Here is a 23,976-nt window from a genome sequence, read left to right as displayed (position 1 = left end):
CCGGCCGGAGCTCCCGGACTCCCGTCACAGGGCCGTGTCGGGGATCCACGAGCCGTGGATCATCGCGGGTACCCGCCGGGGGAGGCGGACCGTGGCGACCGGTTCCGCGGTGAGGTCGGAGGCGTCGAGGACGAGCAGCGCGGACGCGTCGGCGTTCAGGTCGCTCACGACGGTCAGGAGGTAGCCCTCGTCCTCGCCGGTGGCGCCGTCCGCCGGGACGAACACCGCCTCGCTGGGCAGCCGGCCGGTGCCGAAGGGCAGGAGCTGTCGGGCCCCGGTGGCGCGGTCGTACTTCACCAGGGCGTGGTGGCCGATCCCGAGGTCGTCGGGGAACGACAGCGCGTACTGGAAGCGGTGCTCGCTGCCGGTGAAGCCGTCGTTGATCGTGGGGAACTCCACCGTCAGGTCGTCGGTCTGCTGCTCCCGGACGGTGCCCGCGGCCAGGTCGACCGTCCAGCGGCGGCCGCGGGAGCCGGAGCTCGGCTCGGCGCCGCGGTCCGGGGCGCCGACCCACCAGTTCCAGGAGCGCCGCCAGCCCTCGCGGCCCACGGCCGGGCCCTCGACGACGACGCGCCCGGCGGCGTCCTCGTAGGCGTTCGCGATGTGCATGCTGTACCCCTGGTCGACCTCGAACCAGCGGATCCGCCGGGCACCGCCCGCCCCGCGCGGCATGACGCCGATCCGGGTGGCCTGCGCGTCGCTCCAGCCGTACGGGATCCCGGAGTGCTCGGCGGGGTCGAAGGTGACCGAGCCCTCCAGGAAGACCACGTGGTGCTCGGTGATCGCGAAGTCGTGCTTCAGCGCGGCGCTCGCCCCGGGCACCTCCTGGCTGTCGAGCACCTGCCCGTCGGCGGAGGCGACGTGGTGGATCAGGAAGGGAGGGAACGGCGAGGAGGCGAAGAAGTGCAGCTCGCCGGTTGCCGGGTCCTCCTTGGGGTGGGCGGTCATGGCGGAGGTGAGCTTGCCGCCGAAGTCGTAGGCGCCCACGGTCTCCAGGTCGGGCGTCAGCTCGAAGGGCAGCGCCGCCTCCGAGAGGGCCAGGAGCCGGCCGCCGTGCTCGATGACGTGCGTACCCGCTGTGCTGACCGTCAGGTCGGGCCCCTGGTCGGTCAGGTAGGGAGCGCCCTCCAGGGCGGGGGTGTGGACCCACCGGTTGCGGTACCACTCGGCGCGGCCCTGGTTCAGCCGGACGCCGTGCACCATGCCGCTGCCTTTGAACCAGTGGGTGGGGGTGACGCCGGGCTTGGGGTTGTGGCTGTTGCGGACCAGGCGGCCGGTCAGCTCGGGCGGCAGGGCGCCGTCCACGGTCAGTTCGGTCGCGGTGATCTCATCGGGGACGGGGGCGTAGTGACCGGTCAGGTAGGGCTTGCTGGCCATGAGGAGCCTCGATTCCGGTGGTTTCGGCGGATGAGTGGAGTGCGTGGTCGGAGTGCGCGGTTGGAGTGTGCGGTTGGAGTGTGCGGCGGGTGTGTGGTTGAACACTCACTCCCTGGGGCGGAAAGAGGGCAGCCGCTGGGTCCGTGGAGGTGCGGCTGCCGGTTCGACGAGGTGGGGCGGTGGGGAGAGGAGGCAGGCGGTGGTCGGGGCGCGGGTCAGTAGTGCGTGATGCCGGTGGTCAGGGTGCGGGTCCAGGGCGCGGAGACCGCCTCCGCGTCGATGGAGACCAGCAGGTGGCAGAGCATGCCGGTGGCGAAGAACCGCTGTACCTGCTCCTCGCTGCCGCCCGAGGCGCCGCGTACGTACTCGACCGTGCGGGCGTATCCGGCCCGGACCGCCTCGCGGATCGCGGGCTCGGAGACCGCGGCCGCCTGGGCGTGCAACTGCACCAGCATGAGGTCGTTGTCGCTGATCAGTCGGGCGTAGGCATCGCCCATCGAGTCCAGCACCGCTTCGGGGGCGCTGCTCGCGGCCTCGGCCGCGCCGCCTTCGAGGGCGGCCCTGACCCGGACGAAGCAGTGCTCGACGACCGCGGTGAACAGGGCTTCCTTGTTCGGGAAGAGCCGGTAGACGTACGCCTGTGAGATGCCGGCGGCCTTGGCCACCTCCGTGGTGGTGGTCCCGAAGTATCCCCGTGCGGCGAAGGCGCCGATGGCGGTGCGCAGGACCGCTTCCCGTCGTTCTTCGGCCGTGGAGAGCTGGCGGCGTTCCGTCTTCATGTGAGTACTCAACCACTCACTCACGGAGAGAGTCAAGGGAGGTGTGGGAGCTGCTCGTCTGCGGCTGATGGGCGGGCTGGATGTTGACGCCCCGGTGGGTGAGTGGTTGAGTACTCACATCAGAGTGAGTGGGCGACCACACAGTCTCGCGCCGTCCCGGCATCGCTCCGCGCGGGCAGCGACGCGTACCCGCTCCCACTCCTTGGCCCCGGCCCCCTCTGCCACCCCGTGCTTCCCCCCTTCCAGACCCTGGAGGAATCCTCATGTTCGCCTTCGCCACCGCCCTCCTCGCCGCGCTGCCGCTGACCTTCGGGAGCTCAGGTCCCGCGCCGGTGGGCATCGACGAGAAGGCCCCGGTCGTCAGCCGCGACGACATCGTCATCCACGCGCCCCTGGACCGCGTGTGGCGCATCCAGACGGACGTCGAGGGCTGGCCCGCCTGGCAGCCGGGCGTCAGCTCCTCCGTCAAGCGGACCCCGGGGCCGCTGCGGCCGGGGTCCTCGTGGGTCTGGTCCACCGAGGGCCTGGAGGGCATCACCTCGACGGTCGAGCAGGTGTGGCCCGAGCGCCGCATCGTCTGGGGCGGGCCCGCCCAGGGCATCACCGCCGTACACGTGTGGACCTTCACCCCGGTCAGGGGCGGCGCCCGCGTCCACACCGAGGAGTCCTGGAGCGGCGCGCCCGTCGACGCCAACACCGCGTACCTCCAAAAGGCCCTGGCTGCCTCCCTCGACGCCTGGCTGCACCACCTCAAGCAGCGGGCGGAGAAGCGCCACCCCCAGCCCCGGTACGGCAAGCACGCCTGACCCCTGGTGCCGCTCGGGGCCTGAGCGCGGTTCGGCCCCGGCACGGCTCCCAACTCCGCTTCCTTCCCGACCTCGGCCTGCCCGGACCTCGGTTCGCAGGCCTGGTCCGCCGAGGTGGGCTTGCCGGCCCCGGTCCGCTGACCCCGGCTTGCCGGCCCCGGTCCGCTGACCCCGGCCTGCCGACTCCGGCCCACCGGCCCCGGCCTGCCGACTCCGGCCCACCGGCCCCGGCCCGTCCCGGCCTGGCCCGTCCCGGCCCGTCCCGAAAGGCATCATGTCCCTCCCGACGCCCGCACCGCCCCCGCACCGCCCGGGCCCCGTCCTGTGCCTGCTGGCCGGTGCGCAGTTCCTCGTGGTGCTCAACACCTCCATCGTGAACGTCGCCCTGCCCGCCGTCGGCCAGGACCTCCGGCTGACACCGGCCGGCCTGGCCTGGATCGTCAACGCCTACCTCATCGCCTTCGGGGCCCTGCTGCCCGTGGGCGGCCGCCTCACCGACCTGCTCGGCCACCGCACCGCCTTCGTCGCGGGGCTCCTCCTCTTCGCCGCCGGGTCCCTGGCCGCGAGCGTCCCCTGGGGCTTCGGGCCCCTCGTCGCGGCCCGTGCGGTTCAGGGGGCCGGCGCGGCCCTGCTCTCACCGGCCGGCCTGGCGGTCCTGCTGGCCCACTGGCCGCCGGGGCCCGGCCGCGGCCGGGCCCTGGGCGTCTGGGGCGCGGCCTCCGCGGCGGGCGGGGCCGCGGGCGTCCTGCTCGGCGGGGTGCTCACCAGTGCCCTGGGCTGGTGGGCGGTGTTCGCGGTCAGCGCCCTCGTGGCCCTGCCGGGCCTGGTGGCCGCGCCCCTGCTCCTGGCGCGGGACGCACGCGGGCGCACGGCACGCCTCGACGTGCCCGGCGCGCTGCTGGTCACGGCCGGGCTCACCCTCCTCGTCCACGGCCTGGGTGCCCAGGGCCACGCGCCACTGCCCGGCTTCGTCGTCCCGGCGGCCGGGGTGCTGCTGCTCCTCGCGCTGGCGCCGGTCGAACGGCGCGCGAGTGATCCCCTGCTGCCTCCGGCGCTGCTGCGCGACCGCGCGGTCGTGACGGGCAACGTCCTGATGCTGCTGCTCGGCGCCGCATGGGTCGCCACGTTCTTCTTCCTGCCGCTCTACCAGCAGAACGTCCTCGGCCACTCGCCCCTGGAAGCGGGGCTCGCCCAACTGCCCCTCGCCACCGCCCTCATGGCGGCGTCCTGGGGCGCGGGGCGGCTGCGGGGCACGCTCCTGCCGGGGCTCCTCGTGCTCGCCGCCGGACTGCTCTGGCTCGCCCGGCTGCCCGTCGGCGGACACCTCGTCGGCGACCTGTTCGGCCCCTCCGTGCTGATCGGCGCCGGCCTCGGGCTCGCCTTCGTGCCCCTGACCGCGCTGGGTGTCGCGACGGTCGAGCCCCGGCACGCCGGGGTCGCGGGCGGGCTCGTCAACACCTCCCGGCAGATCGGCGGCGCCCTCGGGCTCGCGGTCCTCACGCCCCTCGCCGCGCCCGCGGCGGCCACCCCCGCCGCCCTGGCGCACGGCTACCGCCGCGCCCTCGTCGCGGCGGCCCTCGCCGCGCTGCTCGCCGCCGCCGGAGCCTGCGTCCACCTGGCGCGCGGTCGCGCCGGGTCGCCGCCGGGCGCGGCCCTGCCCGCCGGGCGCGCGGACACCGACGGCTGACGCCCGGCCTCACCAGAACTTCGCCAGCGCGCCTTCCTTGTACGCGTCCGGCGGCACGCTGATGTCGCCGGAGAACGGGTGGTCGAGGACCAGGACGAGCAGCAGGCTGAACCCGACGAGCGCGGCGACCGAGCCCACGAACAGCAGCCGTACGGGCCGGCTCTTGTTGCCGTACAGGAAAGTCAGCGGGATGACCACCAACGCGCCCCCGTACGCCTGGACCTTGAACAGCCCCGGCAGGGACTGCCGCGCCTTGGTGAGCCGGGCCCGGCGTTCGGCGACGACCTTGTTGATGTCGCTGATGGTCTCGCGGTGGAAGGCCTTCTGGCGCTCCGTCCGCGGCTCGAAGGCGTTCAGGGCGGCGAACATGTCGTCCATGGCCTTCTCCGTGGCCCCGTACCGGGGGCGTCCCTCGCGCATCAGGGGCCACTGGACCTCCGCCACGGCGTGCACGTACGCGCTGACGGCGCCCTCCATGCGGGCCCGCTGGGCGGGCGGGAAGGCCCGGGAGTCCCGGACCATCTGCGCCAGGTACGTCGACTCGTTGGCGACCACCGTCTCCGCCTCGTCGGCCTCGGTCCACAGGGTGACGACGACGAAGGCCAGGATGATCCCGTAGATGGCGGCGAACATGCCGAGCCCCGCACCGACCATGTCGTTGTGCTCACCCTCGGCGAGGGCGGGGTGCCACCGGTACGCCAGCACGCTGCCCGCCAGGGCCAGCGCGACGATGCCGCCGACGACGATCAGGGCCAGGACAGGAGTGGACAGATGGTTCAACAGCCAGAGCTCCACGAGGGCTTGTCCTGCTCACCTGCCCCGATCACTACGCCCGGCGGGCACCAAACGCACCTGTACAGGTGAACCCGGGGCGCGCCATCGGACGGGCGCCACCACGGCGCACGACACCGGAAGCCCGCACTCGGGGCCGCCTCCCCGGGGCGCACCTGACGAGACATCACATGCGCATGAATATGCTGCTGCACGTCGTGCAGTGCCCAAGGCGGATCGCGGACCCCCGTAAGGGACCTCGGCCCACAGGATGCCGATGGGGCATCCCGCCGAGACTCCGGCGGGATGCCCCATGACGCCACGGCCGCTTACCGCTCGCAGGACCTCAACTGAAGGTCAAGGGGTGTGGCGTACTCGTCCGGGCCGGCTGGCCTCATGCGGGCGGGTGATCGGAATCCGGCTCACCTGGGCTCTCCCACTGCGCCCTGTTCACTCCGTCCGAGTCCGGCACCACGGCGCACCAGCCGCTCATCACGCTGTCCGCAAGCATGAGTGAGAAACCCTCACCTGTGACCTCGGTCAGCGTATCGGCGCCGCCGGGGTAGGCCCGATAGGCCAATTCGCCGGGCAGCAGCGGGGCCACGAAGGCGGTGAAATCGTCCTCCAACAGCTCAGGCCTGGGGTGCAACTCCGGATCGCTGACCACGCAGACCAGTGAGCGTGGCCGTACGAGTCGGGCCACCTCAGCTGCGTTCTCCCGAGTCACGCGAAACCAGCGGCACCCGTAGGCGCCGTGCGCCCAGCGCTCACACAACAAGGTGAAACGCTCGGAGGCCTTCGCCACCGTCGACCAGAAACTCTCGTCCGCCACAGCACCCACCGGATCCGAGATCGCCAGGGGCTCAGGAGTCGCGTCGCGCCACTGGAGAACGATGCTTCGGTAGCGGAGTCCCGCCAGGTCAGCGGCTACCGCTCGTGTCGTGTAGAGGTGTACAGCCCCGTCCCATCCCGACTCGATCTGAAGCCGTCCCGAGAGGGAAAGCCGACAATAGGGACCGCGCCCGGCTGCCATTCCTTCGACAAGGTCAATCGCCTGAGGGATCCGGAGCTTGGCGCCATTGCGAAGGTCCAGGTACTTGTCAGGCAGCGGTTCCCCCACCAGGAGCTCGCCGACCTCCAGGACGTCGACGGCGCTCTTCTCGATCACCACTCCGAGCACCTGACGTAGTTCCGCCACATACGCATCCCAGGCTTCTGCGTCTGCCAGCTCCTCCCGCACGCTCTCGCTGCGAGGGCTGAGGACCAGCTCCTTGCTCATTTCGCCAGCCATTCGAGTCCCCGCAGCTCTCCCTTGGGTCCGATATCCAGTCCGTAGGTTCCGTCTCGGGCCGAGTCCTTCGTCGACTGGAACGGATTCCTGTCATTCGATCCCTTGAACACGGCATCCTTGTTGTGTCCGGTCCGGTCGAAAGTGATGTACTTGGGCTGGCCGCCGCCAGCCTTCTTGTTCTCCCAAATCGGGGTCCTTCCTGCGGACAACTTCTTGGTTTTCGTGTATCCGAGGAATTTTGCAATATCGTCGGATTGTCCACGTGTAAGCGTGTTGAGATTGCAGTTGCTGTTGTGGACGAGGACCGGCGTCTCGCCTGCCAACACATAGTACGTGTGCAGGCCCTCGATGGTGAGGTTGTAAGTGCGCTGGTGGTCCCGGTACTGCCGGGTGGCGGTCACGGTGACAGTGCGGCCGTCGTCCGTGCGGAGGGTGGTGCCGGGCTTGAGGTTGCTGGCCTCGATCCAATTCTTCTGATCGACCGACCAGAAGGGGTGTTCATATGTGGCGGTCAGCTTTGCGGGGCCATCCGGGGTGGTGATCGTCAGTTCGGTGAACTGCTTGTCGCTGTCGGTGACGATGGTCGCGGTGACATCGCGTTCATCTGTTTCACCGGTCTCCGGATCGGTGGCCAGAACCTTGTCCCCGAGTTTGACGTCCTCGATGTTCTTGGTGGAGCCGTCGGCCATGAGGACATCGGTGCCGGCCAAGAAGCACTTCGTGCAGTCGGGGAGTATGTCCTTGCTGGCTCTCCCGGTCGCCCCCTCTGCCTTTTTCGCCTTCTTGAGGGCCCTGGCTATGGCCTTGGCCGGCGCCTTGAAAATCTTGCCGAGCGGCATGAACTCCATGCCGGTCGAGCCGCAGTCCCAGTTGGCTCCGGGATTGTCCCAGCAGCCCTTTGCCGCATCAACGTCAGGGGCGAACGTATCCACCAGATCGCTGAAGAACTTCTTGGGGCCGGGCGGTTTGGGGAACGGAATCGGATTGAAGGGGAACCCGAACTCCGTTTGTGTCATCCGATTGCCACCGCCGCCGGTGTACAGGGCATTGCTGGTGGATCCGCTGCCGCCCCAGTAACCGCCGCCGATATTCCTGCCGCTGCCGCTGCCGCCGCCTCCGCCGAACCTGCTGCTGGAGTAGCTGTCCGAGTTGAGGTAGGAGACGACCTTGTTGGCCATCTTCCTGATGGAGTTGCCGATACCGGAGACGATGTTGGAGATCGAGAACTTGCCCGATGGGTCGGCATACACCAGTGGGCTGTTGTTGCCGTAGGCGTAGCCGTTCATCTGCTGCGGGTTCGTCAGGTCCATGATCGGATCGACGGAGATGAAGCGGCCGGTGGTGGGGTCGTACTCGCGTGCGCCGAGGTGGATCAGGCCGGTGGAGGCCGTGTCGTCGGTGCCGCCGACGAAGGTCTTCGTGCCGGGCCAGGCCTTGGGCTGCTCACCGCGCGGGCCGCCGAAGGGCAGGGTGCGGCGCTGGTTCAGCTTCAGGTCCGCGGCGGCGACAGAGAGCTGGCCGGTGCCCTGGTGGTCGGCGGTGGTGAAGGTGACCGAGCCGTCGTCGGCGGTGACGGCCTCGTGTCCGCCGCCCAGGGGCGTGTAGCGGGTGGCCTTGGCCTTGGGGGCGCCCTTGGGGAGGGTGACTTCGGTGTGGCCGAGGTAGAGGGTGGTCTCCGTCGGGGTGCGGGCGATCAGACGGTTGCCGTCGGTGTCGTAGAGGTACTCCGTGGTCTTCGTCTTGGTCTTGGTCGCTGCCTTGGCCTTGGTTGTTGCCTTGGCCTTGCCGTTCCCGCCGGCGTCCGGTTCGGTGACCTTGGTCAGGTGGCCCTCGGCGTCCCAGGTCAGCTTCTGGGTGTCGCCACGCAGAGTGCGGGTGGTGGTGTTGCCGGTGGGGTCGTAGCCGTAGGAGTCCTTGGTGGCGGTTCCGCCGGGCTGCTGAGTGGTGACCGAGGTCAGGGTGTGCGGCTGCGGAGTGCCCGGCTTGGGGTACTCGTAGGTCCGCTTGGTGTCCTTGGCGTTGTCACCGGTGGCGCCGCTGGTGTCGTGGAGGGTTTCGGTGAGGCGGTTGCCCGCCTTGTCGTAGGTGTAGGAGTGCCAGTACGGGGCCGGGCCGCCGATCTTGTCACCGGCCGGGGCGTCGGTGCAGGTCTTGTCGCCCTGAGCCCAGGCTTCCGTGAGACGGCGCAGGTAGTCGTAGCTGAAGCACTGGTTGTCGGTACCGGTGCGCGACACGTCCGAGACGGACAGGATGTTGCCCGCGTCGTCGTAGCGGTAGGTGTCGTGCTGGTCGACGCCCGGCTGGTCCTCGCGGTCGACGCGGGAGGTGGCCAGGCGCTGGGTGCCCCACTCGTAGGTGTTGGTGGCCCAGATCTTCTTGCCGCCGGATGCGCCCAGGGTGTACTGGAGCGGCTTGCCCGTCAGCGAGTAGCTGGTGTCGGCCTTGAAACCGTCGCCCAGGACGGACAGCGGGCGCAGGGTCTCCTTGTCGTAGGTGGTGTTGTAGCTGCCGCCGGGCAGGGAGCCCGCCTTGGAGTAGCTCACGCCTCCGACGAGGCCGGACGTCAGGTACTGGGTGCCGGTCTGGTAGGTGCCGGCCAGGGCGCCTTCTTTCTCGGGGATCACCACGGCGGACTTCATCGGCCGGTAGAGGGAGTCCAGCATGGTGACCTTGGACGTGTACGCGGCCCCGTCCACGTAGCGCGTGGACTCGGCCAGCTGGCCCTTGGCCCCGTCGATGGTGTCGTAGACCCACTTCGCGCGCAGTTCGCCGGTGGGGCTGCCCTCACGCAGCTCGGTCTTGCGGCCGAGGTTGTCGTAGATGTGGGACAGGACGGTCTCGCGGGCGTCTTCGGTCCTGGTGACCTGGCCGCGGTCGTCGTACGTGGTGGTCGTCCTGCCCCTGTCGGGGTCGTCGGCGCTCGTCTGACGGCCCATCTGGTCGTAGCCGTACGACCAGGAGTTGCCGGCCGGGTCCGTCACCTTCGCCAGTTCGCCACGCGGCGTGTACGTGTACTTCGTGGTGTCGAACTCCGCGTCGGCGCTGCGCTTGTGGTGGTGGCGCAGCTCTGTGGTGCGGTCGCGTGCGTCGGTGAGGGTGGTGGTGGCGGTGTCGCCCTCGGGCGGGATGATCGTGGTGCGGTCGCCACCGTAGAGGGTCTTGGTGGTGGCCAGGACCTTGCCGCCGTCGCCGTTGCCGGCGATCTGCTGCTCCTGGACCGGGCGGCCCAGGCCGTCGTAGGTGGTGCGGATCTGGGACTCCACGCTCAGCGCGTTGTCCGGCTGGAACAGGTCGCGGTTCGGGCTGCCCTCGGTGTAGTAGGGGGCGAAGGCCTTGGTGGCGAGGCCGCGTTCGTCGTAGAAGGTGTCGGAGAGGATGCGGCCGCCGTCCGGGCCGACCGCCTGGGTCTGGCGCTCGCGCAGGAAGCCGTCGTAGATGGCGTACGAGGGGATCTGGCCGCCGTTGTTGTTCAGGGTCTGGGTACGGACCGCGACCGGCTTGCCTTCGTCGACGAAGTACGTGAACTCGTAGCTCGGGGTCTGACTGGGGCGGCGGTCGGGCAGCCATACCTTGGACGAGCGGCCGAGCGCGTCGTAGCTCAGCTCGGTGCGCTTGCCGTTGGTGTCGACCGTGGCTGCCGGCTGGCCACGCAGCGGCTCCAGTTCGGTGACCGACGTCTGCGCCGAGTCAGGATCGGCGGCCTTCGCCGGGGGTGTCGTCTCGGTGATCTTGGCTGCGAAGCCGGTGGCCGGGCTGTAGCTGGTCGTGGTGGTCCGGCCGTCCTTGCGTACGCTGCGGACGGGGTCGCCGTTGCCGGTGACCGTGACGTCGGCGGTCAGGTCCGTGGCGGTCAGCTGGCGGCCGTAGTCGTCGAACGTGGCGCCGGACTCCAGGTAGGTGGCCTTGGAACCGTCGTGCTTCTTCAGCGTGGCGGTCGCCGTGGCATCGCCCTTGGTGGGGGCCTCACCGTACGCGCCGCCGTCGTAGGCGGTCCGCACGTCGGAGACCACGTCCTTGGCACGGTCCGGTGTGTCGGCGCACGCGCCTGTGACCGTCTCCACGCGTGACGGCAGCATCAGGATGTTCTTGTCGGCGTTGGTCGCGTACGTGGTGCGGGTGCACTGGTTGTCGGAGGCCGTGGTGCTGTCACCGCGGTCGTCGACCTGCACGGGGCGTCCCGCGACCGTGTCGTACTCCGTCGAGACGGAGGTGGTGCGCCAGTCCTTGCCCGCGCCGTCGTCCAGCGAGGTCCAGGTCTTGCTGTGGGAGACGCCGGTGAGGTTGGCGGTGACCGTGCCCCAGTCACGCACCTTTTTCGCCGTCTGGTGGTGCCAGGGGCGGTTCACGGTCTTGGAAAGGACCTTGCCGCCCGGGCCGGAGTAGGCGACGGTCTTGTACTCGACGCCGGCTGCGGACTCGTGGTCGGTGATCGGGTCGCCCTCGTCGTCGCCGAGCCCGACGTCGACGGACTTGGTGCCGCCGGAGGGTTCCTTGCGGTCGCCGTCCATGCCGCGCAGGAAGTAGGAGTCCTGCTGCGTCTTCAGCGCGTCGCCGCCGCCCTGGCCGCCCGTCTTCACGCGGACGTGCCCGTAGCCGCGCCACTGGGACCAGGTCTTGAACTTCTTCTTCGTCAGGCCGTCGTCATCGTCGTAGTGCCAGGCCGCGTCGCCCAGGTAGTCGTACGTCGTGACGGCGTCGGGGGCGCCGCCGGTGCGGTCGGTGGTGGTCGTGGAGGTGACCACGTACTTGTTGAACCACTGCTTCTCGGGGTCGTCCCCCGAGTCTCCGCCGATGTACTGGGGGAAGCAGCGCGTGGTGTTGGACTGCGGGGTGGGCAGCGCGTCCCACTTGCAGGCGGGGGTCGAGTAGTTGACGTCGACCTGGCCGCCGGACTCGTCGGCGATCGTGGACAGGCGGTCCTTGATGAACGGGGCGTAGCCGTCGCCGGTCTTGTCGAGGCGGTTCTCGAGCTGGGTGTAGGAGAAGGTGGTCCGCGGCAGCGTCACCGCGGGCTCGGCGGTGTGGCCGGTGCGCTCCACGGAACCGAGCAGGAGCTGGTAGTCGACGTCCGCCTTGCCCCAGCGGTGGCGCAGCTTCCAGGAGTCGACCTTGCTGTAGGTGTCGCCCTTGAGGACCTGCGTGGACACACCGGTCAGGCGCTTACGGGTGAAGAAGGACGGGGACAGTCGGCCCTTGTCGCACTTGGTGCCCGCCTTGCAGTTCAGGTCCCACGGCGTGTCGTACCAGTAGAAGGCGTCCTTCTCGATGTCCTTGCAGTCCGTCTTGCTGTCGACGATGCACCGCTCGGACGTGGCGAAGTCGACCTTGGCCAGCGGCTTGCCGCTGTACATGGAGGAGGACTTCAGGCCGTACTCGATGCGCTCGAGGGAGCCGCCGCGCGTGTAGGAGGTGTCGTCCTCGGCCTTGAGGTTGCGGCCGTAGGAGTTCTTCTCCTCGTCGTAGTAGTACGCGATGGCGTTGCCGCGCGGGTCGACGACGTAGTCGAGGTTCCAGCGCCATGCCTGCTGGCACCAGGACTCGGCGAAGGAGTCCTTGTGGCAGGGCTCACCGCTGTCGTTGCCGAATACCGGCACCGTCCACGCGGAGTTGGTGGCGGCCTTGCCGTCCTTCCAGCCCGGAAGGCGGTTGTAGCCGAAGTAGTACCGCACGCCGTCGGGGTTGGTCAGACGCCAGTACTCGCCGTCGTTGTCGCCGTTGCCGCGGCTGGCGGACGCGAGCTTCTTGATGCGGCTGCCGTCGTCCTGCTGGAACTTGAACTCGTCGTCCCCGGCCGGCACGAGCTCGCCGCCCTTGCCGTTGAACGTGATGAACGCGTTGTCGTAGTCCCAGCACTGGTCGCCGGGCTTGTTGCCGTCCGCGTTCTTCTGCCCGTCGTCGGCGCACCCCTTGTAGCGGCGCTCGATGTAGCCGGGCCACAGATCGAAGCCGTCACCGACCCAGGAGGCCTGGTTGTTCGTGTTCCCGGTGCGCCCGTCCATCGAGCCCGAGGAGTACGAAAGGCCCACGTTCGGCTTCAGCTCACCCGGCACGTCCGGTACCGGCATGTCGTACGACCAGGAGAAGTCACCGGTGCGCAGATCCGTGTCCCATTTGGCCGACGGGGACAGCGAGGTCGCCTTGTAGTCGCTGTTCTTCCCGCCTTCCTCAGCGACCGCTGCGAGCAGGGTCGGGCCGGAGGCGCGCAGGGTGACCGCGTTCGCGGTCAGGGTCTGCTTCTCGGTGTCGTTGCTCGTGCGGACCGGCTTGCCGGTACGGCACGTGTCCTTCGAGGGCGCGTCGAGGGCGCAGCCGGGCAGCTCGACCAGGGTGAGGCGGGAGGCGTAACCGCCACCGAAGGCCTCGGCGAAGCCGGAGTAGTCGACCTTCGCCTGGACCGTGCCGGCCTTGTCCGCCTTGCGTTCCCCGGATTCGAGGGTGAACAGCAGGCCCTTCACGCCGGCGCGTTCGGCTGCCTTGCGGCTCAGTACGCGGGCCTCGACGCCGCCGCGCGCGGCGGGAGCGGGCTTGGTCGCACCGCGGCCGGCGGAGCGGGCGGCAGCAGCCTTCGGGGCACCGACGGACAGGGGCAGGCCCTTGGCCCGCTTCGGTGTGCCGGCGGCCTGTGACGTGGCACCCGGGACGGTCACCACGGCCGAGCCGGGGCGCGGCCAGGCGGCCTTCGGCTTCCGCGCGGGCGTCGTCGGCCCATGGTCCGTCTTGCGCGGCTCGGCCTTGGTGCCGTCGCGGCCCTTGACGGGCTTCTCCGCTGAGGGAAGGCCGGGGCGTCCGCCGTTGTCGGCGGTCGCTGTCGGCGTGGCGGCTGCTTGGAGCAGCGTGCCCACCATCACGGCGGACACGGCCACTGCCACCCTTCGCCGTAGCCCCTTGCGGCCACGGCGTGGTCTGGATATGCCGTTCATCGTATGAATCAGATTCCTCACGTGCCGCCACTGTGGCGGCATGCCTGCCTGCCCGCCGTATGGGGGCAGGGTTGTGACTATGAAGAGAAAGAGAAAGAGAAACGGAGTACGGGCGGTGGGCCCCGGCGTGCGGGGCCCACCGCGGGAGCGGTCAGCTCAGTCGTCCGTGGGGACCTCGGTCGGAACGTCGGCCCAGCGGCTGGCCAGTCGCTGGATCTGGGCCTCGGACAGGGCCCCCTGGAAGGTCCACACGTCGTCGACCGTTCCGGGGAAGTACTCACCCCATGTGCCGTCCGTCTTGGTGCGGCCGACCTGGAGCGACTTGGTCGCCTTGAAGGCCAGTGTGTCCTCCGCGCTCGAGATGAGGTCCTGGCAGCCGGAGTCGTCAGCCTCGCCGTCGCCGTCGGCATCACCGCACGCTTCGTCCTGCAGCGACCCGTTCACGTACAGACGGACCTCCTTGGTGAATCCGTCGTAGACGACCGCCAGGTGAGTCCAGCCCGTCGCGTCGGGGAACTCGGTGTGGGCGACGTTCTTGACCGAGGCGTCGGAGTCGTCCTTGTCCGGGACGGCCAGCTCCCAGTGCTCCATGCCCTGGAGGCCCTTCTTACCGGGCTTGGCGGGTACGAAGCGCACGGTGAACGCGCTCTGTCGGCTGCCTTCCGCGCTCAGGAGCGCGACCTGGTGCTGGGGAAACGCGGCCGCCTTGGCCCAGGCGGTCACGGTGTAGCTGGCGCTGGTGCTCATCGGCACCCCGCTGGTAGCCGCGTACCCGTTGGTGCCGTTCAGGTTCAGGCCGTACTCGTCGACCATGCCGCCGCCGGGCTTGGCGCCTCCGTGCAGGTTCAGCGGCCGGTCCTCGTCGGAGGAGTCCGGCGTGGTGCCCGGGTCGGCGCCCGTCACTGTCTCGAAGTTCCAGCGGCCCTTGACCAGCGGGCGCTGCTTGAACATCTGCCGCACTTCGTCGGCCGAGACGGGCCTGTCCAGCAGGCGCACGTCGTCGACGGTGCCGGGGAAGTGGTTCTTGACCTGCCCGTCGTAGGAGCCGGCACCGATGTACATGGACTGATCGGCGTAGAACGCTCCGGCCAGTTCGGTGGAGCCGGCCTCGGTTCCGTTCACGTACAGCGTCAGAGTGTCGGCGACCGTGTCGTGCACACCCACCAGGTGGGCCCACTCACCGACGTAGGCCTGGTCGTCGTCGGCCTGCATCGCCCGGATGGGCTTGGCGTCGGTGGCGTCGGAGGAGTACTGGTTGACCGCCCACCGGTTGTAGGCGGAGGAGTAGTACAGCTCGAAACCGGGAGCCTTCTTCCCTGCCTGGGCCGTGATGATCGCTGCCCCGTCCGGCTTCCTGCTGAGCTTGGCCCAGGCCGAGACGGTGAAGCTGCGCGAGGTGTTCACGTGCGGGCCGCTGTTCTTGCCGATCCGCGCGTAGCCGTCGGTGCCGTTGAACCTGGCCGCCTTGCCGGTCACGCCCCGGACGCCGGTGGTGACGCCGCCCTGGTAGGTGGCCGGGAGGACGCCACCGTGACCGGTGATCTCCTTCGCGTCCGCATGCTCGTCCAGGCCGAAGATCGCGACCGCGGGACGGCCGGGGTCGCCGGCGCTCTCGTGCGCGCGCAGCTTGTCGACCTCGTCCTGGGCGAGAGGCTTGTCGAAGAGCTGCACCTCGTCGATCGCGCCGGGGAAGAAGGCCGACGGCTTGCCGTCGTAGGAGGCTGCACCCAGCTGGAGACCCCGGCGCGCCTCCCAGGGGTCGGTATAGGCGGTCTGGCCCACCAGCTTGCCGTTCACGTACAGCTCCAGGACGTCACGCGCCGAGTCGTAGGAGCCCACCAGGTGCGTCCACTTCTCCACGCTGACGCCACCGGGCTTGTCCGCCATGACCCGGGCGATGCCCGCGTCAGCCGTGTCGGACTTGTACTGGTTGAACGCCCACCGGTCGTACTTCTGGGTGTAGTACAGCTCGAACCCCGGGCTGTGGTTGCCCGGCTGCGTAGCGATCACCGCGGCGCCCTCGGGCATCTTCGACAGCTTCGCCCACGCCGAGACGGCGAAGCCGCGGCTGGTGTCGACAACGGGTATGTCGGTACTGGCATAGCCGTCGGTGCCGTTGAAGGACGCCGCCGAGCCGCGCGCACCGGTTACCCCGGGCGTGACGCCGCCGTGCAACTGCGCGGTGCGCGGGGGCGTCGACCCCTTTGCCTCGCTCGCTCCCTTGTCTTCTCCAGCGACCAGGACGCACGGTCGGGCCGGCCCGCCTTCACCCGGAACTCGTACGTGTGGATCTCACTGCCGTTGCCCGCGGCGTCGAAGGACTGCGCGGTGATGAAGTTCGGCCCCGCCTCGGCGGGGAGCACCGACAGTGTCTTCGCCGCACCGCCCGATGTGGTGATCTTGTTCTTGGCGCTGGGATTGACATTGATGCCGTACCGGTAGGACGTCACGTCCTTCTCGGCGGCGTTCAGGCCGAACTTCCCGTACGTGCCCACCCCGTCGTACCACGGGTCGTCCGGGTCCTCCGAGTCGGAGGCCGGGTAGTCGCTCGACGTGATCGAGGGTCCCTTGGGCACCTTGGTGTCGTGGATGAAGTAGCAGGCACTCGGGTCCCCCGCGTAGGACCACGGCGAGTACTGAGCGCCGTCATAGACCCGTGCGTACCAGTTGACCTGCTTGTTCTCCGGTATCGACCCGGGCAGGCTGACGGAGAAGTCGGAACCGGACTTCTTGGCCGAGGTGCGGTCGGGCTTCCAGCTCCCGGTCTTGCCGTTACCGGCGTCCCACTTGGCTTGGAACTGCACCGAAACCTTGTCCCCGTCGGGGTCCTTCACCTTCTTGGCGCGGATCTTCCCCAGCGTCCTCACCCGCGGCGCGCTGCCCGGCTTCGCGCAGACGCCTCCGTACTCCATGCGTAGCTGCGACATCTTCAGCTGGGACGGCGGTCGGTTGTACTTCACCCGCAGAAACGCCTTGTCCGAGAACCGCTTCCAGCCGTAGGCGTCGGACTCGCTGCCGGCCCGCAGGCCGAAGGTCATGGTCGACGCCTTGTCGTCCGCCGCGGCCTGGAGGGCCGACTTCACCGAGAACTCCGCGTCCTTGGCCGCACAGCCTTCGGCTCCGTGGGCGAAGGACCTGGAGGACAGCTCCTTCTTCCAGAACCCGGAATCGTTCTGCGAGTTCCACGTCGTCGACGAGGAGATGTCCTTGGTCTGCCACAGCTCCACCGAGCGGTCGGAGCAGGAAGCCGACCAGGTGTTCCGCACCACGAACTCAGCCGACAGGATCGACTTGCCCGCGAACTTCGACACCGGGATGCGGTAGAAGAGCCGCTTCGTGTCATGAGGCTTGCAGTAGTACCAGTTGCAGTACCCCATGCCCGCGTTGTTCTCGCCGTTGAACTTCCACTGCGGCGAGTCCGCCCAGTACTTCGACGCCATCGTCCACGCCGACGCCCGCGGTGAGTACCACTGCGGGTCGATGAACACCGGATACTGCGTGTCCTTCCCCTTCAGCACGTCCTCGTCCGGGGTGAGCACGAGCTCCTTGCCGCTCTCGGGAACCTCCACGCCCACGGGCGCGAGCTTGCCGGTCTCCGCGGCCGCGGGATCCGAGCTCCGCTGCTGGGCGGCACCGCGCAGTGCCCTCGCTCGCGTCCCCGTGGCCTTCTGCCTGGTCGGGACGCCCCCCTGGCTGGAGTCCCACATCATCGGACGCGGGGCCTCGAACACCGGTGCCCGCGCGCCCTTGTCCGACGCCTCGAGTCCACCCTCGGCGGTCTCCTTCACGTCCATGCCCTCGGACGCGAGCTTCAGGCGCACCGTCGCCAGGTCCGCGTCGGCGGCGGCCTTCGCCGACTTGACGACGAGGAGCTGGGTGAACCCGTCCTCCTGCGCGGCCATCCGCAGGTCCACATCCGGCAGCACGTTCTCGTACGTGGCGGTGTCGCCGTCGAGTGTGGGCTCGGGCAGCTCTCCCGGCCAGGACAGGGCGAGCTCACGGCCGGCCTTCGTCATCCGCACCAGCGGCTCGTTCCCCCCGCCGGAGAACTCCAGGCCCACCGTGGTCACCTTCGGCGCCACCGAGCCGTCCGCGGACTTCACGAGGCCGGTGTCGACAGGCTTCCAGCCGCCGCCTGTCCGGGCCCGTACGGGACGCACATACTCCCGAGCCTCCAGGTTCCCGTCTGCCGTGGCGTAGACATCGCTCGCCTCACCGCGCAGAGAGGTCACTTCGACCGGTGTGCCGGTGCGTTTGGCCTCGTCCTGAGCGGCTTCCGTCGTCGCCGCTCCCTCAGGTGTCGCCGCTCCCGTGGGCTGTGGTGCCGTCTCGCCCTGCGCCACCGGATCCGCGTGGGCGATCGGTGCGGCACCCGCCAGCAAGACTCCGGTCAAGAGCCCTGCGAGCGTCCCTGTAACTCCGCGCGAGTGCGCGCGTCTCCACATACTGAACCCGTTTCAGACACAAAGATGAAGATTCCCTTAATGGGTAATCAGGCGACAACCCTACGCAGCCGACAGGCAGAAATTGACGGAAAGTCAGGGGGCGAAACGGCCTTATCGGGCGACTCTGATGTGCTGTTCGTCATGGTTGCCCCTGAAGTGGAATCAACTCCATAACGTTCACAAAACGCAAGAACGCTGCATAATGTGTGCCGCTGTGAAGGCTGTCCCGTGCCGCTCGTCGTAGCAGGTTTCCTCCCCGCCCCGTAACGTGTCAGGGCATGAAGATCCTCATCAGCGCCGACATGGAGGGCGCCACCGGTGTGACCTGGCCCGCCGATGTGCTGCCGGGTACCGCGCAGTGGGAGCGGTGCCGGGCGATGTTCACCTCCGATGTCAACGCGGCCGTGCTCGGGTTCTTCGACGGCGGTGCCGACGCGGTGCTGATCAACGAGGCGCACTGGACCATGCGCAACCTCCTGCTGGAGGAGCTGGACGAGCGGGCCGAGATGCTCACCGGCCGCCACAAGGCGCTGTCCATGGTCGAGGGCGTCCAGCACGGCGGCGACCGGGCGGTGGACGGCATCGCCTTCGTCGGCTACCACGCGGGCGCGGGCATGGAGGGGGTCCTCGCGCACACCTACCTCGCCAACCAGATCACCGGGGTGTGGGTGAACGGCGTCCGCGCCAGCGAGGGCCTGCTGAACGCCCACGTCGTCGCCGAGTTCGGCGTGCCCGTCGTCCTCGTCACCGGTGACGACCTGGCGTGCGAGGACGCCCTCGGCTACGCGCCCGGCGCGCTCAAGGTGGCCGTCAAGGACCACGTGTCGCGGTACGCGGCGGTGTGCCGCACCCCCGCCCGCACCGCCGCCGACATCCGCGCCGCCGCGCGGGAGGCGGCGGCCCTCGCCGTGCGGCACGAGCCCGTGGCGGGCGGGCCGTTCACCGTGGAGGTCGAGTTCGACGCCGAGCACCTGTCGGCGGCCGTGACGGTCGTGCCGGGAGTGCGGCGCGTGGCGGAGCGGAAGGTCGCGTACACGAGCGAGACCATGTACGAAGGCATTCGCACGTTCAAGGCGGTCACCACGATCGCCTCCGCCGCGGTCGAGGAGCAGTATGGCTGACCAGGTCGACGCACCGGCACTGGACGAGGTCGTCCGGTTCACCTCCGAGCTCATCCGCATCGACACCACCAACCGCGGCGACGGCACGTGCCGCGAGCGCCCCGCCGCCGAGTACGCCGCCGCGCGGCTCGCCGAGGCGGGCCTGGAACCCGTACTCCTGGAGCGCACGCCCGGCCGGACGAACGTCGTCGCCCGCGTCGAGGGCACCGACCCGGGCGCCGACGCGCTGCTGGTCCACGGCCACCTCGACGTCGTCCCCGCCGAGGCCGCCGACTGGCGGGTGCACCCGTTCTCCGGCGAGATCCGCGACGGCGTCGTCTGGGGCCGCGGCGCCGTCGACATGAAGAACATGGACGCGATGGTCCTCGCGGTCGTGCGCTCCTGGGCGCGGACCGGGACGCGCCCGCGCCGCGACCTCGTCGTCGCCTTCACCGCCGACGAGGAGGCCAGCGCCGAGGACGGCTCGGGCTTCCTCGCCGACCGGCACGCGGAGCTCTTCGAGGGCTGCACCGAGGGCATCAGCGAGTCCGGCGCGTTCACCTTCCACGACGGGCGCGGCAACCAGCTCTACCCGATCGCCGCGGGGGAGCGGGGCACCGGCTGGCTGAAGCTCACCGCGCGCGGCACCGCGGGCCACGGCTCCAAGGTGAACAAGGCCAACGCGGTCAGCAGGCTCGCCGCCGCCGTCCACCGCATCGGGGAGCACCGGTGGCCGGTGCGGCTCACGCCGACGGTGCGCGCGGCCCTGGTGGAGCTCGCCGGGATCTACGGCCTGGAGGCCGACCCCGACGCGCCCGGCTTCGACGTCGATGCCTTCCTGGAGAAGCTCGGCCCCACCGCCGCCCTGGTCGAGCCGACGGTCCGCAACAGCGCCAACCCGACGATGCTCCGCTCCGGCTACAAGGTCAACGTGGTCCCCGGCGAGGCCGTCGCCTACGTGGACGGCAGATATCTGCCGGGCGGCGAGGAAGAGTTCCGCACCACCCTTGACCGGCTCACCGGACCGGACGTCGACTGGGAGTTCCATCACCAGGAGGTGGCGTTGCAGGCGCCGGTGGACACGCCCACGTTCGCCCGGATGCGCGCGGCCGTGACGGAGTTCGCACCGGAGGGACGGGTCGTGCCGTACTGCATGTCGGGCGGCACCGACGCCAAGCAGTTCTCGCGGCTCGGCATCCGCGGCTACGGCTTCTCGCCCCTGCGGACGCCGGAGGGCTTCGACTACCAGGCCCTCTTCCACGGCGTGGACGAGCGCGTGCCCGTCGAGGCGCTGCACTTCGGAACGCGGGTACTCGACCGGTTCCTGCGCACCGCCTGAGCGACCGCCGGACGGGTCGGGGGACCGGCCGGCCGACCGACCAACGGACCAGGGGGGAACGGATTGTGGGGGAGATGATCGACATGGCGCAGACCAGGCCGTACGGCTCGTGGCAGTCCCCGATCGACGCCGAGCTCGCCGCGGCGCACGACGGCCGCCCCGAATTCGCGGGCTTCGTCGGGGGAGAGGCGTGGTGGACGGAGCCGCGCCCGCTGGAGGGCGGCCGGCGCGCGCTGCTGCGCCGCCGCCCCGACGGCCGGGAGGAGTCCGTGCTGCCTGCGCCGTGGAACGTCCGCACCCGGGTCCTGGAGTACGGCGGGCTGCCCTGGTCCGGCGCCGGGCGCCCCGGCCACGCGCACGGCCCGCTCATCGTGTTCACGCACTTCGCCGACCAGCGCCTGTACGCCTACGAACCGGACGCCCCCGGCGCGGCGCCGAGACCGCTCACCCCGGTGTCGGACGTGGGCGGCGGGCTGCGCTGGGCGGACCCGCGGATCGACCTCGACCGGGGCGAGGTGTGGTGCGTCCTGGAGGAGTTCACCGGCGACGGGCCCGCCGACGTGCGGCGCGTCCTCGCCGCCGTGCCCCTGGACGGCTCGGCCGCCGAGGACCGGGCCGCGGTGCGGGAGCTGTCCGACGGGCGCAACCGGTTCGTCACCGGGCCGCGCCCGTCGCCCGACGGCACCCACGTCGCGTGGCTCGCCTGGGACCATCCGCGGATGCCCTGGGACGGCACCGAGCTGATGGTCGCCGCACTCCGCGCCGACGGCACCTTCGGGCCCGCGCGCCGCTTCGCGGGCGGCCCGGAGGAATCGATCCCGCAGGTCGAGTGGGCGCCGGACGGGCGGCTGCTGTTCGCCAGCGACCGCACCGGCTGGTGGAACCTGTACCGCGCGGACCTGGACGGCGCGCCGGTGCCGCTCTGCCCCCGCGAGGAGGAGTTCGGCGGGCCGCTGTGGCAGCTCGGGCTGAGCTGGTTCGCCCCGCTGGACAGCGGGCTGATCGCCGTCGTGCACGGCACCGGCGCCACCGCGCTCGGCGTGCTCGACCCCGAGACCGGCGAGGTCGTCGACGCCGCCGGGCCGTGGACGGAGTGGTCGGCGACCGTCGCCGTCAGCGGCACCCGCGTCGTCGGCGTCGCCGCCAGTCCCCGCAGCGCGTACGAGGTGGTGGAGCTGGACACCCGTACCGGCCGGGCGCGGGTGGTCGGCGCCCCGCACGACGACCCGGTGGACCCCACGTACTACCCCGAGCCGCAGATCCGCACCTTCCTCGGCCCCGACGGCCGGGAGATCCACGCCCACGTCTACCCGCCCCACCACCCGGACCACCTCGCCCCCGACGACGAGCTGCCGCCCTACGTGGTGTGGGCGCACGGCGGCCCCACCTCCCGCGCGCCCCTCGTCCTCGACCTGGAGATCGCCTACTTCACCTCGCGCGGCATCGGCGTCGCCGAGGTCAACTACGGCGGCTCGACGGGCTACGGCCGCGCCTACCGCGAGCGGCTGCGCGAGCAGTGGGGCGTCGTCGACGTCGAGGACTGCTCCGCCGTCGCCCGCGCGCTCGCCGAGGAGGGCACCGCCGACCCCGCGCGGCTCGCCGTCCGCGGCGGCAGCGCGGGCGGCTGGACCGCGGCCGGCTCCCTGACGACGACGGACGTGTACGCGTGCGGCACGATCATCTACCCCGTCCTCGACCTCGTCTCCTGGGGCGACGGCGGCACCCACGACTTCGAGTCGCGGTACCTCGACACGCTCGTCGGACCCGCCGACGAGGTGCCGGGACGGTACGAGGAGCGCTCGCCGCTGCTCCACGCCGACCGGATCACCGCGCCGTTCCTGCTGCTCCAGGGCCTGGACGACGTGGTCTGCCCGCCCGCGCAGTGCGAGCGGTTCCTGGCGCGGATGGAGGGGCGCGGGGTGCCGCACGCGTACATCGCCTTCGAGGGCGAGGGGCACGGGTTCCGGCGCGCCGAGACCATGGTCCGCGCGCTGGAGGCCGAACTGTCCCTGTACGCGCAGGTGTTCCGGCTCGACCCGGCGGGCGGCCTGCCGGTGCTGGAGCTGTCCAAGTGAACGCGGCGGGCCGCCGCGCGGCCGCCGAGCCGCTCACCCGGCCCCCGCGGCTCGCGCCCGGGGCGCGGGTCGCCGTCGTCGCGCCGAGCGGACCCGTCCCCGAGGACCGGCTCGCGGCCGGCCTCGACGTCCTGCGCGGCTGGGACCTGGACCCGGTGCCCGGCCCGCACGCCGGGGACACCCACCCCCGCTTCGGCTACCTCGCGGGCACGGACGCCGACCGGGCCCGGGACCTGGAGCGCGCCTGGTGCGACCCGTCGGTGGCGGCGGTGTTCTGCGCGCGCGGCGGGTACGGGGCGGCGCGGATGGTCGACCTCCTCGACTGGGACGCGATGCGCGCGGCGGGGCCCAAGGTGTTCCTGGGGTTCAGCGACATCACCACGCTGCACGAGGCGTTCGCGTGCCGCCTCGGGCTCGCGACGCTGCACGGCCCGATGGTGGCGAGCCCCGACTTCCTGAAGGACGCCCGGGCGCAGGACCACCTGCGGGCCACGCTGTTCGCCCCGGAGTCGGTCCGCGTGCTCGCCTCCGGCCGGGCGCTGGTCGGCGGACGCGCCCGCGGGGTCACCCTCGGCGGCTGCCTGTCGCTGCTCGCGGCCGACGTGGGGGCGGCGGGCGCGCGTGCCGGCGCCCGGGGCGGCCTGCTGTTCCTGGAGGACACCGGCGAGGAGACGTACCGCGTCGACCGCTGTCTGACGCAGCTCGCGCGGGCGGGCCGGCTCGACGGGGTGCGGGGGGTGGCGCTCGGCTCCTGGGTCGGCTGCGCCCCCTACGAGGATCTCCGGCCGCTGCTCGGCGAGCGGCTCGGCCGGCTCGGGGTGCCGGTCGTGGAGGAGTTCGCGTTCGGGCACGGCGAGGGCGCGCTCACGGTCCCGTTCGGGCTGCCCGCGGAGCTGGACGCGGACACGGGGACGCTGACCCTGGACGTGCCCGCACTCGCGTAGGGCGACGGCCCCTCCGGGCCCCGGCCTCCTCCGGGCCCCGGCCCGTCACCCGCTCGGCCCACGGACCCACCCGCCCGCGCCGCCCGCCGTGCGCCATCCGCGCCCGGCTGCCCATCCTGGCGGCACGTGCGGCGGCCGGCGCTGCGACGGACACGGAAGGGTTCCCCATGAGCCCCAGCGGTTCCACGGGCGGCTCCAAGAGCGCCCCGAAGGGCGGCGCGGGCGGGCTGCTGACGCCCGGCAGGATCACCGTCGCCGTCATCGCCCTGCTCACGCTGGTCTTCATCTTCGAGAACACCCGCAGCACGAAGATCCGGCTGCTGATCCCCGAGGTGACCATGCCGCTGTGGATGGCGCTGTTCGCCACGGCGGTGCTCGGCGCCCTGTGCGGCGGCTACTTCGTCGGCCGGCGCAGATGAGCGGGGCGCCCGGGTAACGTGGG

14 protein-coding genes are annotated in these 23,976 nt (G+C 70.8%); 7 read left to right on the top strand and 7 right to left on the bottom strand.

Annotation, left to right across the window (positions count from 1 at the left end; all coding sequences use genetic code 11):
- Window positions 1-24: 24 nt before the first annotated feature.
- Both QK440_RS09435 and QK440_RS09430 read right to left on the bottom strand, forming a co-directional pair.
- On the bottom strand, window positions 25-1,377 hold the full coding sequence (locus tag QK440_RS09435) for a carotenoid oxygenase family protein (RefSeq protein WP_282792554.1): 1,353 nt from the start codon (window positions 1,375-1,377) through the stop codon (window positions 25-27).
- A gap of 215 nt (window positions 1,378-1,592) precedes the next feature.
- Window positions 1,593-2,156, bottom strand: a complete 564-nt coding sequence (locus QK440_RS09430; RefSeq protein ID WP_282792553.1) for a TetR/AcrR family transcriptional regulator — start codon at window positions 2,154-2,156, stop codon at window positions 1,593-1,595.
- A 263-nt stretch (window positions 2,157-2,419) separates the two neighbouring features.
- Here QK440_RS09430 and QK440_RS09425 point away from each other — a divergent pair, with 263 nt between their 5' ends.
- Both QK440_RS09425 and QK440_RS09420 read left to right on the top strand, forming a co-directional pair.
- Window positions 2,420-2,962, top strand: a complete 543-nt coding sequence (locus QK440_RS09425) for an SRPBCC family protein (RefSeq protein WP_282792552.1) — start codon at window positions 2,420-2,422, stop codon at window positions 2,960-2,962.
- 274 nt (window positions 2,963-3,236) lie between these two features.
- Window positions 3,237-4,649: an MFS transporter gene (locus QK440_RS09420; protein WP_282792551.1), complete on the top strand. Its 1,413-nt coding sequence runs from the start codon at window positions 3,237-3,239 to the stop codon at window positions 4,647-4,649.
- Window positions 4,650-4,658: 9 nt separating this feature from the next.
- On the opposite strand, the gene QK440_RS09415 is transcribed toward QK440_RS09420, so the two are convergent.
- The 5 genes from QK440_RS09415 to QK440_RS41355 form a co-directional block, all read right to left on the bottom strand.
- Window positions 4,659-5,444, bottom strand: a complete 786-nt coding sequence (locus QK440_RS09415; RefSeq protein ID WP_282792550.1) for a DUF4239 domain-containing protein — start codon at window positions 5,442-5,444, stop codon at window positions 4,659-4,661.
- 370 nt (window positions 5,445-5,814) lie between these two features.
- A complete protein-coding gene (locus QK440_RS09410) occupies window positions 5,815-6,699 on the bottom strand; it encodes a hypothetical protein (protein ID WP_282792549.1) in 885 nt (294 codons plus the stop codon).
- On the bottom strand, window positions 6,696-13,556 hold the full coding sequence (locus tag QK440_RS09405) for a toxin C-terminal domain-containing protein (protein WP_282792591.1): 6,861 nt from the start codon (window positions 13,554-13,556) through the stop codon (window positions 6,696-6,698). Before QK440_RS09405 ends, QK440_RS09410 begins: the two co-directional genes overlap by 4 nt.
- Window positions 13,557-13,787: 231 nt before the next feature.
- Complete coding sequence (locus QK440_RS41360; RefSeq protein ID WP_349239277.1) at window positions 13,788-15,806, bottom strand: LamG domain-containing protein; 2,019 nt, start codon at window positions 15,804-15,806, stop codon at window positions 13,788-13,790.
- On the bottom strand, window positions 15,779-18,025 hold the full coding sequence (locus QK440_RS41355; RefSeq protein ID WP_349239276.1) for a hypothetical protein: 2,247 nt from the start codon (window positions 18,023-18,025) through the stop codon (window positions 15,779-15,781). Before QK440_RS41355 ends, QK440_RS41360 begins: the two co-directional genes overlap by 28 nt.
- A gap of 329 nt (window positions 18,026-18,354) precedes the next feature.
- On the opposite strand from QK440_RS41355, the gene QK440_RS09395 reads away from it, so the two are divergent.
- From QK440_RS09395 to QK440_RS09375, 5 genes are all read left to right on the top strand, one after another.
- The gene (locus tag QK440_RS09395) at window positions 18,355-19,197 is read left to right on the top strand and encodes a M55 family metallopeptidase (RefSeq protein ID WP_282792548.1); all 843 of its coding nucleotides are present in this window, start codon (window positions 18,355-18,357) and stop codon (window positions 19,195-19,197) included.
- Window positions 19,190-20,515: a M20/M25/M40 family metallo-hydrolase gene (locus QK440_RS09390; RefSeq protein WP_282792547.1), complete on the top strand. Its 1,326-nt coding sequence runs from the start codon at window positions 19,190-19,192 to the stop codon at window positions 20,513-20,515. Before QK440_RS09395 ends, QK440_RS09390 begins: the two co-directional genes overlap by 8 nt.
- 74 nt (window positions 20,516-20,589) lie before the next feature.
- Complete coding sequence (locus QK440_RS09385) at window positions 20,590-22,590, top strand: prolyl oligopeptidase family serine peptidase (RefSeq protein WP_282792546.1); 2,001 nt, start codon at window positions 20,590-20,592, stop codon at window positions 22,588-22,590.
- Window positions 22,587-23,534 carry an LD-carboxypeptidase gene (locus QK440_RS09380; protein ID WP_282792545.1) on the top strand — a complete coding sequence of 316 codons (948 nt, stop codon included), beginning with the start codon at window positions 22,587-22,589 and terminating at the stop codon, window positions 23,532-23,534. The genes QK440_RS09385 and QK440_RS09380 overlap by 4 nt, the downstream gene beginning before the upstream one ends.
- A 167-nt stretch (window positions 23,535-23,701) precedes the next feature.
- Window positions 23,702-23,953, top strand: coding sequence for a hypothetical protein (locus QK440_RS09375; RefSeq protein WP_282792544.1), 252 nt, complete (start codon window positions 23,702-23,704; stop codon window positions 23,951-23,953).
- The last annotated feature ends 23 nt before the right edge of the window (window positions 23,954-23,976 follow it).

Source organism: Streptomyces sp. CC224B, from assembly GCF_030010595.1.
Lineage (GTDB): Bacteria > Actinomycetota > Actinomycetes > Streptomycetales > Streptomycetaceae > Streptomyces > Streptomyces longispororuber.
Note: the sequence above shows the minus strand (reverse complement) of the source record. Positions and strands in the feature narration are given on the sequence as shown.

What these genes read in the sequence shown, in the direction of transcription:
- QK440_RS09430 (WP_282792553.1), bottom strand. Translation starts at nt 2,156, where the DNA reads ATGAAGACGGAACGCCGCCAGCTCTCCACGGCCGAAGAACGACGGGAA.
- QK440_RS09425 (WP_282792552.1), top strand. Translation starts at nt 2,420, where the DNA reads ATGTTCGCCTTCGCCACCGCCCTCCTCGCCGCGCTGCCGCTGACCTTC.
- QK440_RS09435 (WP_282792554.1), bottom strand. Translation starts at nt 1,377, where the DNA reads ATGGCCAGCAAGCCCTACCTGACCGGTCACTACGCCCCCGTCCCCGAT.
- QK440_RS09410 (WP_282792549.1), bottom strand. Translation starts at nt 6,699, where the DNA reads ATGAGCAAGGAGCTGGTCCTCAGCCCTCGCAGCGAGAGCGTGCGGGAG.
- QK440_RS09420 (WP_282792551.1), top strand. Translation starts at nt 3,237, where the DNA reads ATGTCCCTCCCGACGCCCGCACCGCCCCCGCACCGCCCGGGCCCCGTC.
- QK440_RS09390 (WP_282792547.1), top strand. Translation starts at nt 19,190, where the DNA reads ATGGCTGACCAGGTCGACGCACCGGCACTGGACGAGGTCGTCCGGTTC.
- QK440_RS09375 (WP_282792544.1), top strand. Translation starts at nt 23,702, where the DNA reads ATGAGCCCCAGCGGTTCCACGGGCGGCTCCAAGAGCGCCCCGAAGGGC.
- QK440_RS09385 (WP_282792546.1), top strand. Translation starts at nt 20,590, where the DNA reads ATGATCGACATGGCGCAGACCAGGCCGTACGGCTCGTGGCAGTCCCCG.
- QK440_RS09405 (WP_282792591.1), bottom strand. Translation starts at nt 13,556, where the DNA reads ATGGTGGGCACGCTGCTCCAAGCAGCCGCCACGCCGACAGCGACCGCC.
- QK440_RS09395 (WP_282792548.1), top strand. Translation starts at nt 18,355, where the DNA reads ATGAAGATCCTCATCAGCGCCGACATGGAGGGCGCCACCGGTGTGACC.